The 12,352-nt window shown below is 60.9% G+C and carries 14 protein-coding genes; 1 reads left to right on the top strand and 13 read right to left on the bottom strand.

Going from position 1 to position 12,352, the window contains the following annotated elements; translation table 11 throughout:
* Positions 1–7: 7 nt before the first annotated feature.
* The 7 genes from P3T20_RS06535 to P3T20_RS06565 form a co-directional block, all read right to left on the bottom strand.
* Positions 8–790, bottom strand: coding sequence for an ABC transporter permease (locus tag P3T20_RS06535; protein WP_429286451.1), 783 nt, complete (start codon positions 788–790; stop codon positions 8–10).
* 63 nt (positions 791–853) lie between these two features.
* On the bottom strand, positions 854–1,774 hold the full coding sequence (locus P3T20_RS06540) for a glycosyltransferase family 2 protein (protein WP_429286452.1): 921 nt from the start codon (positions 1,772–1,774) through the stop codon (positions 854–856).
* The gene (rfbD, locus tag P3T20_RS06545) at positions 1,756–2,649 is read right to left on the bottom strand and encodes a dTDP-4-dehydrorhamnose reductase (protein ID WP_429286453.1); all 894 of its coding nucleotides are present in this window, start codon (positions 2,647–2,649) and stop codon (positions 1,756–1,758) included. The genes P3T20_RS06540 and rfbD overlap by 19 nt, the downstream gene beginning before the upstream one ends.
* Positions 2,650–2,657: 8 nt before the next feature.
* Positions 2,658–3,209 (bottom strand): dTDP-4-dehydrorhamnose 3,5-epimerase, encoded by a 552-nt coding sequence (gene rfbC, locus P3T20_RS06550; protein ID WP_429286454.1) that lies wholly within the window; start codon positions 3,207–3,209, stop codon positions 2,658–2,660.
* A complete protein-coding gene (rfbA, locus tag P3T20_RS06555) occupies positions 3,194–4,087 on the bottom strand; it encodes a glucose-1-phosphate thymidylyltransferase RfbA (RefSeq protein ID WP_429286455.1) in 894 nt (297 codons plus the stop codon). Before rfbA ends, rfbC begins: the two co-directional genes overlap by 16 nt.
* A gap of 10 nt (positions 4,088–4,097) precedes the next feature.
* Entirely contained in the window at positions 4,098–5,159 is a 1,062-nt protein-coding gene (gene rfbB, locus P3T20_RS06560) for a dTDP-glucose 4,6-dehydratase (RefSeq protein WP_429286456.1), read from the bottom strand.
* Between the two features lie 387 nt (positions 5,160–5,546).
* A complete protein-coding gene (locus P3T20_RS06565) occupies positions 5,547–6,476 on the bottom strand; it encodes a GDP-mannose 4,6-dehydratase (protein ID WP_429286457.1) in 930 nt (309 codons plus the stop codon).
* 110 nt (positions 6,477–6,586) lie between these two features.
* Here P3T20_RS06565 and P3T20_RS06570 point away from each other — a divergent pair, with 110 nt between their 5' ends.
* Positions 6,587–7,450, top strand: a complete 864-nt coding sequence (locus P3T20_RS06570; RefSeq protein ID WP_429286458.1) for a symmetrical bis(5'-nucleosyl)-tetraphosphatase — start codon at positions 6,587–6,589, stop codon at positions 7,448–7,450.
* 27 nt (positions 7,451–7,477) lie between these two features.
* Here the strand turns inward: P3T20_RS06570 and P3T20_RS06575 are convergent, their stop codons facing one another.
* From P3T20_RS06575 to P3T20_RS06600, 6 genes are read right to left on the bottom strand one after another with little or no spacing between them, the layout of a single operon-like run.
* On the bottom strand, positions 7,478–8,338 hold the full coding sequence (locus P3T20_RS06575) for a lysophospholipid acyltransferase family protein (protein ID WP_429286459.1): 861 nt from the start codon (positions 8,336–8,338) through the stop codon (positions 7,478–7,480).
* 15 nt (positions 8,339–8,353) lie between these two features.
* Entirely contained in the window at positions 8,354–9,631 is a 1,278-nt protein-coding gene (locus tag P3T20_RS06580) for a dihydroorotase (RefSeq protein WP_429286460.1), read from the bottom strand.
* A 17-nt stretch (positions 9,632–9,648) separates the two neighbouring features.
* A complete protein-coding gene (locus P3T20_RS06585) occupies positions 9,649–10,689 on the bottom strand; it encodes an aspartate carbamoyltransferase catalytic subunit (protein WP_074265685.1) in 1,041 nt (346 codons plus the stop codon).
* A gap of 59 nt (positions 10,690–10,748) precedes the next feature.
* On the bottom strand, positions 10,749–11,279 hold the full coding sequence (gene pyrR, locus P3T20_RS06590; protein ID WP_429286461.1) for a bifunctional pyr operon transcriptional regulator/uracil phosphoribosyltransferase PyrR: 531 nt from the start codon (positions 11,277–11,279) through the stop codon (positions 10,749–10,751).
* Positions 11,266–11,706: a Holliday junction resolvase RuvX gene (ruvX, locus tag P3T20_RS06595; RefSeq protein WP_429286462.1), complete on the bottom strand. Its 441-nt coding sequence runs from the start codon at positions 11,704–11,706 to the stop codon at positions 11,266–11,268. Before ruvX ends, pyrR begins: the two co-directional genes overlap by 14 nt.
* Positions 11,703–12,281, bottom strand: coding sequence for a YqgE/AlgH family protein (locus P3T20_RS06600; protein ID WP_074266193.1), 579 nt, complete (start codon positions 12,279–12,281; stop codon positions 11,703–11,705). The genes ruvX and P3T20_RS06600 overlap by 4 nt, the downstream gene beginning before the upstream one ends.
* Positions 12,282–12,352: the final 71 nt, after the last annotated feature.

Consider the following 12,352-nt stretch of genomic DNA (forward strand, 5'->3'; position numbering starts at 1 on the left):
TGCCTTTTTAGACCCAGTACGGAATGCGCTTCAAGTAGCGGCCAGTCAATGCGAGCGCAAAGATCCAGCCAAAGATGGCCATACCAATCGCTACTTCCCACGTTATGGTAGTGGGCCATTCGCCGATCAGCGGTGCACGCACCAGCTCGATCAGATGCGCAAGTGGATTCAGCCTGACGATGAGGGAAAAGCGAGTCAACGCAACCGGACGAAAGATGATCGGCGTGACGTAAAACGCAATCTGCATGATCGCCGCGATGATTTGCGGCAAATCGCGGAAACGCGCGGACAGCAAACCCGCTACCATCGCGATCCAGAGCGCATTGATCATGTAGAGAATCAACGCTGGAATGAAGACAGGCAACGTCTCCCAACTCTTCACGCCGAAAATGCACAACAGCAGCAGGACGATCAGGAAATTGTGCGCAAGAATCACGAGATTGCGCCAGACCACCTGCAACATAAAGATCAGTTTCGGCGTCGCCGCTTGCCGGATGTAGGCGGTACTGTTGATATACGCCGTGCTACCTTCGATGATCGTTTGCGAGAAAGTACTCCACATCACAAGACTGATAGCAAGATACGGAAGATACTCGCTCATCTTCTGGCCGAACAACGTACCGTAGACCACACCGATTGAACCGATCAGCACACCCGTGCTGATAGTCAACCAGAACGGCCCAACCCGCGAGCGCGCATAACGCTGCCGCACTTCTAACCAACCCAGCAGCGTCCATAGCCGCCACGACGCGATGCTCTCTTTGAGATCAATAAATCCGAGACTAAACATTGTGGACTTTTAAGTATTTTCGATTAAGGGGTACAGCGCCATATCACGCGACGCTCGTTGATTTCAATGTTGCTCCAGAGCACCCATGCGACCGATCAATCCATGCCAGATACCAGTCAGAGCCATCCGCAGATGGCCAAGACGCGGCTGCAGGAATAACCCATATATCGCGAGGCGAAACGGAAACTTGATGAGCTCCGTGGACTTCCACGTGCACGGAACATAGCTGCGCTTGATCAACGCAACCGCGTTCCGAAACAGATAATAATGACGCAGCGGACTATGGCTCGGATACAGCCGTCCGAGAACACGCACCGGCTCACCACCCAGTTCGTGAGCGAGCCGCAACTCGGGTGCGCCGAGCACTGCGAAACCCTTCGCGCGCGCCCTGATGCACCACTCCAGATCGACGAAATCGATGAACAACGCGTCGTCCATGGGGCCAACTTCCTGCCATGCAGCCAGATTGATGCACGACCCCGAGCTGATCAAAAAATCAACATCGATAGGCGTGACACCAACCGGTGGTATCCGGCGCAGCTTCAGATACCCAAAGCGTACGAACGGCGCCACGTCGCCAAGACGCAGGTCCTCGTACGCCGGGCCAATCAACGCCACACGCTCGTGGCGACGCAACGCCTCTTCAAGCAGGCGCGGCAATCCGTCAAGCAACTGCCTTGACGGCTCACTGTCCTGATCAAAAAGAATCGCGGCATCGAAGCCAGCATCAATCAGCGATGCCACGCCCTGATTGATGGCCGTAGCAATGCCAAGATTTGCGCCGTTAGGCAAATAACTGACGGCAGCAGATAGGCCCACCTCGCTCGCCGTCCGCACTGAAGGACTGTTGTCGACAACCACGCAATGCATCACCTCGGCGAGCCGGTTGGCCCGCGCGATGCACGCGGAATCCGGGTTGTAGAAAACCACAACCGCGCCAGTGCGTAACGTGTAAAGATCGCCGCTCAACGCGCCGCCATGCATAGACGCAACGCTTCGCGCCAGTCTGGGGCACGTACGCCGAACGCGTTGGCGAGCTTGTCGTTCGAAATGCGGGAGTTAGCGGGTCGCGTTGCCGGCGTCGGATACGAAGCAGCCGGAATCGGCTTCACGATGGGCTTTTTCGGTAGATCCGAAAATTCAAAAATCGCCTCGGCAAAACCATGCCACGAAGTCGCGCCCGAAGCCGTGAGGTGATAGATGCCGGAGTGTTCCTGCCACCAGTCGCCCTCACCTACCGCCGCGGCCTGCGCCAGCACATTCGCGCTCACCGCGGCAATCGTATTCGACCAGGTAGGCGCGCCGATCTGGTCGGCCACCACACTTAGTTCTTCGCGCTCCGCGCCGAGGCGCAGCATCGTCAGCAGAAAATTCTTGCCGCGCGTGCCGTACACCCAGCTCGTGCGGAATATCAGATGCGCGCACCCCGACGCCGCAATCGCCTGCTCACCGACCAGCTTGCTTTTGCCATAAACGTTCTGGGGATTGACCGCGTCGCTCTCGACGTATGCGCCGTTCTTGGTGCCATCGAACACATAGTCCGTGGAGTAGTGAACGAGCGCCACGCCAAGCCGCTTTGCCTCTTCAGCCAGCACGCCAGGCGCTTCGGCGTTCAGACGCATCGCAGCTTCGACATCGGTTTCCGCTTTATCGACTGCCGTATGCGCAGCAGGATTCACGATCAGACCAGGCTTCACTTCGCGCACAACGCGCCGCACCTGATCCAGATCGCCAAGGTCCAGCTCCCTGCGATCCAGCGCGACGACTTTACCCAGACCTTGCAGGCTGCGCGCCAGTTCGAAGCCGACTTGCCCATTCACGCCGGTAAGCAGGATGGTTTGCTCTTCACGCTTTGTCACCACAGACCTCACGCGAAATGCTCGGCTTCCGCCAACCGTGTGCCCGCCGCGTCCTTCGCAGCCAGCAACGGTTCGCTGTCGATCGGCCATTCAATGCCAATCTCCGGATCGTTCCAGACGATGCTGCGCTCGTGTTCGGGGTACCAGTAATCCGTCGTCTTATACAAGAACTGCGCGGATTCAGAGAGCACAACGAAACCATGAGCAAAACCCGGCGGAACCCACAGTTGCCGGTGATTCTCCTCCGACAGCGTCACGCCCACCCACTTGCCGAAGTTCGGCGAGCTCTTGCGGATGTCCACCGCAACATCGAACACCTCGCCTTCCACGACGCGCACCAACTTGCCCTGCGCATGCACGATCTGATAATGCAAGCCGCGCAGCACACCTTTCGCGGAACGCGAATGATTGTCCTGAACGAACTCGACACCCGGCGCAACGTGCTCGGAGAACTCCCGACCGTTGAAGCTCTCGTAGAAGAAGCCACGCGCATCGCCGAACACCTTCGGCTCGACAATCTTGACTTCCGGCAGCGCTGTAGCAGTTACTTGGATGGCCATGCGACTTGGTCCGTAAGAATGGTTTGCAGATACTTTCCGTAGGCGTTCTTCGCGAGCGGTTTGGCAAGCGCTGACAACTGCTCCCCATCAATCCACTGCTGCCGGTAAGCAATCTCTTCCGGGCACGCCACGACCAGGCCCTGGCGCTTTTGCAACGTGGCAATAAACGTCGCAGCTTCGATCAGCGAATCATGCGTGCCGGTGTCGAGCCACGCAAAACCACGTCCCATGATCTCGACGTTGAGTTCGCCCTTCGACAGATAGCGCGAATTGACATCCGTAATTTCAAGCTCGCCACGCGGCGAAGGCTTGATATCGGCCGCGATATCGCACACCTGCCTGTCGTAGAAGTACAGCCCCGTCACTGCGTAGTTGGAGCGCGGCTTGGCCGGCTTCTCCTCGATCGACAGCGCGCGAAACTGCTTGTCGAATTCCACCACGCCATAGCGCTCGGGGTCGTGCACGTGATACGCGAACACAGTCGCACCTTGCTCCTGCGCGTCGGCGCGCTCGAGTTGCTTGGCGAGATCGTGGCCGTAGAAAATGTTGTCGCCAAGGATCAGCGCCGAAGGATCATTGCCCACGAAATCCCGGCCAATGATGAACGCCTGAGCCAGACCGTCCGGCGTCGGCTGAACCGCATACTGAATATTCATGCCCCACTGGCTGCCGTCGCCCAGCATGGCTTCGAAGCGCGGCGTGTCCTGCGGCGTGGAGATGATCAGCACGTCGCGGATGCCTGCCACCATCAGCGTCGACAGCGGGTAGTAAATCATCGGCTTGTCGTACACCGGAAGCAGTTGCTTCGAAACGACGTGGGTGATCGGATACAGGCGCGTACCCGATCCGCCCGCGAGAATAATGCCTTTGCGCGCCATGACGTTGCCTTTACGCGCGCTGCGCGTAGTTGGTTTCAACCCACTTGCGGTATTCGCCCGAAGCGACTTCGTCGACCCATTCCTGGTTGTCGAGATACCACCGCACCGTCTTTGCCAAACCCGTCTCGAAAGTCTCGGCCGGCTTCCAGCCCAGCTCGCGCTCGAGCTTACGCGCGTCGATCGCATAGCGGCGGTCGTGGCCGGGGCGGTCCGTCACATACGTGATCTGATCGCGGTACGAGCCGGCCGCCTTCGGACGCTGCTCGTCGAGCAGGTCGCACAGCGTATGCACGACGTCAAGGTTCTTCTTCTCGTTCCAGCCGCCGACGTTATACGTCTCGCCCGGCACGCCACGCTCAAGCACTTCCCGGATTGCGCTGCAGTGGTCGCCCACGTACAGCCAGTCACGCACGTTCTGGCCGTCGCCGTACACCGGCAGCGGCTTGCCAGCCAGCGCGTTGGCGATCATCAGCGGGATCAGCTTCTCGGGAAACTGATACGGGCCGTAATTGTTCGAGCAGTTCGTCGTCAGCACGGGCAGGCCGTACGTATGGTGGTAGGCGCGAACCAGATGGTCGGAGCCGGCCTTGGTGGCCGAGTAAGGGCTGTTCGGCGCGTAAGGCGTGGTTTCCGAGAATTGCGGATCCGTAGCCGACAGCGAGCCGAACACCTCGTCAGTCGAAACGTGCAGGAAACGGAAAGCGGCCTTGTCTGCGTCGCTCAATGTGCTCCAGTACGAGCGGGTCGCTTCCAGCAGCGTGAATGTGCCCACCACGTTGGTCTGAACGAAATCAGCAGGACCGTGGATCGAACGGTCGACGTGGCTCTCGGCCGCGAAGTGCAGCACCGCACGCGGCTTGTGCTCGGCGAACAGCGCGTCCAGCGCTGCCCGATCGCAGATGTCGGCACGCACGAACACATGCTTCGGATTGTCCTGCTGCGACTTGAGCGTACGCAGATTGCCTGCGTAGGTCAGCTTGTCGAGATTGAGGACCGGTTCGTCCGAGGCGTTCAGCCAGTCAAGCACGAAGTTAGCGCCGATAAAACCGGCACCGCCCGTTACCAGGATCATAGAATTCCTTGCTAGATGTTCGTAGTCGATGCGACCCGACGCGTCGATCCGGTCACCCGTATGGTTGGTGTGCGACGCCTTGTGATTGCCTTACGGCTGCGTCCCATGCAAAAAACAGGCGCCAGAATGCCCAAATTTTATGATGCCCCGATTATAAAGCGGCAGCAGCTAAAAACTAGAGCCCTAACAACTTGAAACAGCTTGGCAACGACCGTCTGCAGATATGATGGAATAAGGGGAATTTACCCGAAGTTACTTACAATTCCCGGGAATCGATTGCGATCTGAATGCTCTGGGAAAAGCCCGCGTTGCAAATGGACATACAAAATGGCGCCGTGTAAGGCGCCGTCATCGAATCAATAGCTGCTGCACCATTTCCGGCTGCTTTCAGGCCGCCAACATCCATTGCAGCGTGTCCCGGAATCCAATCGCCTCGACCTCCGGCACCAGCTTGCGTAGCTTGGCCGGCGATCCAGCCAGCATCTTCACATCGGTCTGGCGCACAAACGCCGGATTGACCCGGATCTCCAGTTCATGGCCTGTGATCTCACTGGCCATCGCCAGAATCTCCCGGAGGGTATAGGGCTGTCCGGTACACACATTCACCGTCTCACCCACGGCACCGGAGTCCAGCAGCGCCTCGTATGCCCGTACCACGTAGCGGACATCCGAAAAATCACGCGCCACGTCGATATTCCCCAGCGAGATTTCAGGCTCGCGGCGGGCAAAATGTTCCACGATCTTGGGCACCAGGAAATTTGTGGTCTGCCCGCGTCCTGTGTAATTGAACGGCCGGACAATCAGCAGCGGCAGCCGGTCGAACCACGTGCGCACGAGCGACTCCATTGACGCCTTGCTGGCCGCATAGTGATTGACGGGCGCAACCGGAAAGCCCTCGTCGATCGCCTCGCTGGTCACGTTGCCATAGACGTTCGCACTGCTTGCCACCAGCACCTTGCGCGGCGTATGACCGACATCCGCGCATGCCTGCAGCAGGTTCAATGTGCCCAGCACGTTGACGCGATAAAAATCGAGCGGATCGTTATGGGCGACAAAACTGATGGCCGCGAGATGCACGATGTAATCGGGCCGCACCTCGTCGATCACCCGGCGGCACTCCTCCGGCGAAGTGATATCGAGCCACCGCCGCGACGGCGTTTCCGGCGTGCCCTGCCCCGCCACTGTCTCAGTCACGGCATGGCCGCTCGCCAGCAGATTGCCGGTCAGCCAGTTGCCCGTGAAGCCGTTCGCGCCCGTAACGAGTGTCCGTGTCAGGCGTTCAGCGTGCGTCGCTGGTTTCGTCGTTTCTCCGTTCACCCTCTTTCTCCTGGTCCTTAAAGCGTCGCAATACCGTCGCATCAAACGGGCTATTATGTCAGGCTACCATGATGCATCCACCGTCAGTGTGTACCTGATTCCGTCCCCAGATGACCGTTCCCAGCCTTCCGCATTCCGTACCTCTTGCCTTCGGTGACCTGCAGGGTTGCCGCACCCCGTTCCAGCAACTGCTTGCGAAGGTTGCGCCGTCGCCCGACACGCCGCTGTGGTTCGCCGGCGACCTGATCAATCGCGGCAGCGAGTCGCTCGCCACGCTGCATGACATCATCGCACTTGGCGAACGTGCCAAGCCGGTGCTGGGCAATCATGACCTGCATCTGCTGTCGGTTTCGGCCGGCATTCGCAAATCGAAAAAGGGCGACACGATCGACGACATTCTCGCCGCGCCCGATGCCGAAGATCTGCTGCACTGGGTCCGCCATCTGCCGGTAGCGCACTTCGAGAACAACATGCTGCTGGTTCACGCAGGCGTGTTGCCGCAATGGGATGTGACGCTCACGCTCGAACTCGCCGATGAGCTGCAGCGGGCGCTGCGCGCGCCGAACTGGAAGGAGACGCTGGCGGGTCTATACGGCAACGAGCCGAACCGCTGGAAGCCGGGCCTGAAGGGCATCGACCGTCTGCGTTTGACCTGCACCGCCCTCACGCGCCTGCGCTTTTGCAATCTGGATGGCGAGATGGACTTCAGTACGAGCGGCGGTCTCAATTCCGCGCCGCCGGGCTTTATGCCGTGGTTTGACGTACCTTCACGCAAAACATCCGACATCACCGTGGTGTTCGGTCACTGGGCCGCGCTGGGTCTGGTGATGCGCGACAACCTGATCGGGCTCGATTCGGGTTGCGTGTGGGGCGAGGAATTGTCCGCGGTGCGACTCGCGGCAAATCCGGCCGAACGCACGCTGACCCAGGTCGAGTGCACGGACTGCCGGTCCTCAGCCAACTCGGGCAATTAGGCCAGCCAACTGAGCCAACTGAGCCAACTAAGCCGAACGCCCGTGCTGATCGACGTTGTCGATCAGCGTCCCTTCGGGCGACGCGACTGCACCGGTGGCGTTCGGAATGGCCGATGCTTCGCTTTCCAGAACGGCCGCGGCACGAGCAGGCGCGCCCGCTCCTTGCAAGCTGCGTAGCGCCGCTCCTACCGTCTGTTCCGCCTGCGCTGCCAGCGTGCGCCGGTCCGCGCCCGGCACTAACGCCTCACCCACATAGACATGCGCCGTCAGCGGACCCCCGCGCAGCAGCGCGTCGAGCGACTGGCCAAGCGACATGTCGCCGATATACGCCGGCGCGGTCGATTGCCGGCCCTGCGCATCTTCGTACATCAGACAGACCGGCTGCACCGGGCTCGCCGCAGACACTGCCGCCTGAAACATATTGGCATGGAACGGCAGCAGCGCGAGGCCATCGGAGGTGGTGCCTTCCGGGAAAACGCACATCAGTTCGCCTGCGCTCAAACGGTCGGACAGTTCGTGCATGATCCGCTTGGCGTCGCTGCGCTTTTCGCGCTGGATGAACACGGTCCCCAGTTGCTGCGCGAGCCAGCCCACCACCGGCCATTGACGGATCTCGGCCTTCGAGACGAACGGCGTCGGCCGCCATGCGTTGATCACGTAGATATCGATCCACGAGATGTGATTGGCCACCACTAGCGCGCCGGCGTCGAGCCGCGCGCTGTCGTTATGGACGACGAGACGCATGCCGCACAGCCGCAGCATCTTCAGCGACCACGCTCGGTTGAGCGCTTCCCGCTCGGCAGCGCTTGCGCGCGGAAACCGCGTTGCTACCGTGAACATGCCGTGCAGCAGATGTGCGATCAGCCGGGCCTTGCGAAATGCGAGCATGGATGCAGTCCTAAGTTAGCGCTGTTCGAATGCAACGTGTCCGGAGACGATCGTCGTTCGTACGCGTGCCGGCAGTTCGTAGCCGAGGAACGGCGTGTTGTGCCCCTGGCTTTTCAGTACGCGCGGTTCGACTCGCCAATGCGCGTTGCGATCGAAGATGCACAGATCGGCGCAGGCGCCCACTGCAATACGGCCGGCTTCCAGCTTCAGCACGGCAGCCGGAGCTGCGGTGATACGGTTGAGCGCTTTAGCCAACGGTACGCCGGCCTCGTCCGCCCACTTCACTGTCAGCGAGAGGAACAGCTCCAGACCCGTCGCGCCCGGCGTCGCTTCGGCGAAGGGCAACAGCTTTTCATCGTCGTCGACGGGGGTGTGATCGGAGCAGATTGCATCGATCGTACCGTCAGCCAGGCCCGCGCGAATCGCTTCGCGATCGCGCTGCGAGCGCAGCGGCGGATCGAGGCGGAACTGCGCGTCGAAGTAGCCGATATCGAGGTCGATCAGGTGGATATGGTTCACCGTCACATCGCACGTCACCGGCAGGCCTTCGGCCTTGGCCGCGCGCATCAGTTCGATGCCGGCCGCCGAGGACAGGTGCGAGAGGTGCACGCGTGCACCGGTCACGCGAACCAGTTCGAAGATCGTATGGAGCGCGATGGTCTCGGCCGACACCGGCACGCCCGACAGCCCCAGCCGCGACGCCAGCGCCCCGCTCGCTGCGACGCCGCCTTTGCCCAGATATGCATCCACGGGACGCAGCCACACCGTGTAGCCGTAGGTGTTCGCGTACTGCAGCGCGCGCAGCAGCACCTGCGTGTCCACCACGGGCACGTCCGCTTGCGAGAAACCGATGCAGCCCGCTTCGGTCAACTCGACCATCTCGGTGATCACCTGGCCTTTGAGGCCCACCGTCAGCGCACCAAGCGGATACACGTGCGCCTGGTTCAGATTACGAGCGCGAAACTTGAGCATTTCAACAAGGCCCGGTTCGTCTAGCACCGGATCGGTGTCGGGCAGACAGACGAGGCTCGTCACGCCGCCCGCGAGTGCCGCGGCCATTTCCGATTCGAGCGTGGCCTTATGTTCGTAGCCCGGTTCGCGCAGACGCGCGGCGAGATCGACGAGTCCCGGCGCGATTGACAGGCCCTTGGCGTCGATCGTCTTCGCCGCGTGGAAATCCGCGGGTGCTGCGCCGAGTGCGACGATCTTGCCTGCCGCAATAAAAATGTCCTGCTGCTGTTCAGTGCCGACCGCCGGGTCGATCAGCGTGCCGCCTTGAATATGAATCTTCATCGCTGCCTTTGTTTTGCTCAGTCGTTGTTGCCAGCCACGATGCCCATCACGGCCATGCGCACCGCGATGCCGAACGTCACCTGATTCAGGATCACCGATTGCGGACCGTCCGCCACCTGCGAATCGATCTCCACACCGCGGTTCATCGGACCCGGATGCATGACAATCGCGTCGGGTTTCGCCAGCGCGAGACGCTCGGGCGTCAGTCCCCAGCTCTTGAAGTATTCTTGCGCAGACGGCAGCAGCGCACCGCTCATCCGCTCGTTCTGCAGACGCAGCATGATGATGACGTCAACGTCCTTCAGGCCTTCGTCAAGGTTGTGGAACACCCGCACGCCCATCTGTTCCAGACCGCCCGGCAGCAACGTGCGCGGACCGATCGCACGCACCTCCGGCACGCCGAGCGTGGTCAACGCATGGATGTCCGAGCGCGCCACCCGCGAATGCAGGATGTCGCCAACAATCGCCACCCGCAGATTCGTGAAATCCTTCTTGTAGTGGCGAATCGTGTACATGTCGAGCAGACCCTGAGTCGGGTGTGCATGACGGCCATCGCCGGCGTTGATCACGTGCACGTGCGGCGCGCAGTGCTCGGCGATCAGGTACGGCGCGCCGCTCGAAGCATGGCGCACCACGAACATGTCCGCATGCATCGCCGACAGGTTGTTGATGGTGTCCAGCAGCGACTCGCCCTTGCTCGTCGACGACGCGTTGATGTTCAGGTTGATCACATCAGCCGACAAGCGTTTCGCGGCAATCTCGAAGGTGGTACGGGTGCGTGTCGAGTTCTCGAAGAACAGATTGAACACCGATTTGCCGCGTAACAGCGGCACCTTCTTGACCTCGCGGTCCGTCACGCTGACGAACTGCTCGGCGGTGTCGAGAATGTGCGTGACGATCTTGCGCGGCAGACCCTCGATGGTCAGCAGATGCTTGAGCTCACCGTTTTTGGTGAGCTGCGGGTTGCCCTTCAGGAAGCCGTAGCGAAAGCGATCCGGCGACGGCGTAGCGCCGGTGGTGTCCTGAGGATCCTTGGGAACCTGAGTAGCGGTATTCATGGGGTACCTGAGTTGTTTTGAGTGCGTGCGCCGCGGCGGGCACGGCACGCACCTCACGCTCAATCGACGCGTGCTTCGGTGTGAAACGTGAAACGCTGATCCGCGGTGTCGTCGCGCGCGAGCACGAGGGTCGCCTCGGCCGGCACGTCTACCACCCCGCCGACAAAACGCGCCGCCACCGGCAACTCGCGTCCGCCCCGATCGGCGAGCACGGCGAGTTCGACCGAAGCCGGGCGCCCATAGTCGTACAGCTCGTTTAGCGCCGCGCGCACCGTCCGGCCGGTGTACAGCACGTCGTCTACCAGCACGATGCGGCGATTGTCCACTTCGAACGGCAGCGAGGTCGGACTTGCCTGCGCGTGCAGCCCTTTCTTCGCGTAGTCGTCGCGATGCAAAGCGACATTGACGACGCCGAAACTGCCGACGTTCAGATCTCGCGCGAGACGTTCCACGAGCCAGGCGCCGCCGCTGTAGATGCCGGCGAGCACGACGCCGCTGGCGCCGCTGCGGTCACCGAGTTGTTCACCATAAGCGGCACGTATCTGTTCGAGCAAAGCGCGATACAGCGCCTCGGCGTCAATGGAACTCATGATCGTCAGAAAGTCCGTCTAGATATTGCTGGAGGATGATGCAGGCTGCTTCGGCGTCGAGCATGTCCGCGCGGCCATTGCCGGCTCGAATCCCGGCCTTCGCCTCGACCGACGAGTAGCGTTCGTCGATCCATGTGACCGGCAGGTTGAAGCGGCCGTTGAGCTGGTTGCCGAAGCGTTTCGCGAGTTGGGTCATTTCATGCGGTGCGCCGTCGGGATGCATGGGCAACCCGACCACCAGCGCATCCGGCTTCCACTCGGCGATCAGCTTGCCGAGTTCCTCGAAGCGATACTCGCGGTTACGGTTTTGCACCACTACCAGCGGCCGTGCGCTTCGGGTCAGCGAGTTGCCGACCGCCACGCCAATGCGTTTTTCACCATAGTCGAACGCCAGCAGCGTTGCCGCACGTCCGGCTGGACTGCTCATGCGTGACCTGCTTCGCCCGAGAGCATCGAGAGGGAAATACCGAGCAGCGCGAGCGCGGCTTCGAGGCGTTCTTCGGCCGGCACGTCGAACACGATTTTCGGATCGGATTCGACGGTGAGCCAGCCGTTCTTCGAGATCTCTTCCTCGAGCTGGCCTGCGGCCCAACCTGCATGGCCGAGCGTGAGCAGAAAACGTTCCGGACCCGTGCCGCTCGCCACCGCTTCGAGCACGTCTTTGGAGGTGGTCATTTCCAGACCGCCGGGCACCGACATCGACGACGTATAAGGGCTGCCGTCTTTCGGATAATGCAGCACGAAGCCGCGCTCGGTTTGCACAGGGCCGCCGAAGTAAACCGGGACATGCAGCAGGGGCTCGATCTCGAGCTTCAGATCGATGCGACTGAACAGCGCTTCCAGATCGATATCGGTCGGCCGGTTGATCACCAGGCCGAGCGCACCGCGCTCGCTGTGATCGCAAAGGTAGACCACCGTTCCTGAAAACGTAGGATCCGCCATGCTCGGCATGGCGATCAGGAACTGGTTAGTCAGATTGATGCGATCGGTACTCTTGGACATAGTTCGGATTTTAGCAAAGACGATGCGGAATGGCGGGCTTTGAGCGTAGGGCAGATCAGCTGCCGCGATCC

This window comes from Paraburkholderia sp. GAS206C, from assembly GCF_050435645.1.
Lineage (GTDB): Bacteria > Pseudomonadota > Gammaproteobacteria > Burkholderiales > Burkholderiaceae > Paraburkholderia > Paraburkholderia phenazinium_B.

Coding starts and splice junctions, on each gene's coding strand:
- P3T20_RS06535 (WP_429286451.1), bottom strand. CDS start 790: ATGTTTAGTCTCGGATTTATTGATCTCAAAGAGAGCATCGCGTCGTGG.
- P3T20_RS06540 (WP_429286452.1), bottom strand. CDS start 1,774: ATGCATGGCGGCGCGTTGAGCGGCGATCTTTACACGTTACGCACTGGC.
- rfbC (WP_429286454.1), bottom strand. CDS start 3,209: ATGGCCATCCAAGTAACTGCTACAGCGCTGCCGGAAGTCAAGATTGTC.
- rfbA (WP_429286455.1), bottom strand. CDS start 4,087: ATGGCGCGCAAAGGCATTATTCTCGCGGGCGGATCGGGTACGCGCCTG.
- rfbB (WP_429286456.1), bottom strand. CDS start 5,159: ATGATCCTGGTAACGGGCGGTGCCGGTTTTATCGGCGCTAACTTCGTG.
- P3T20_RS06570 (WP_429286458.1), top strand. CDS start 6,587: ATGACCGTTCCCAGCCTTCCGCATTCCGTACCTCTTGCCTTCGGTGAC.
- P3T20_RS06575 (WP_429286459.1), bottom strand. CDS start 8,338: ATGCTCGCATTTCGCAAGGCCCGGCTGATCGCACATCTGCTGCACGGC.
- P3T20_RS06580 (WP_429286460.1), bottom strand. CDS start 9,631: ATGAAGATTCATATTCAAGGCGGCACGCTGATCGACCCGGCGGTCGGC.
- P3T20_RS06585 (WP_074265685.1), bottom strand. CDS start 10,689: ATGAATACCGCTACTCAGGTTCCCAAGGATCCTCAGGACACCACCGGC.
- pyrR (WP_429286461.1), bottom strand. CDS start 11,279: ATGAGTTCCATTGACGCCGAGGCGCTGTATCGCGCTTTGCTCGAACAG.
- ruvX (WP_429286462.1), bottom strand. CDS start 11,706: ATGAGCAGTCCAGCCGGACGTGCGGCAACGCTGCTGGCGTTCGACTAT.
- P3T20_RS06600 (WP_074266193.1), bottom strand. CDS start 12,281: ATGTCCAAGAGTACCGATCGCATCAATCTGACTAACCAGTTCCTGATC.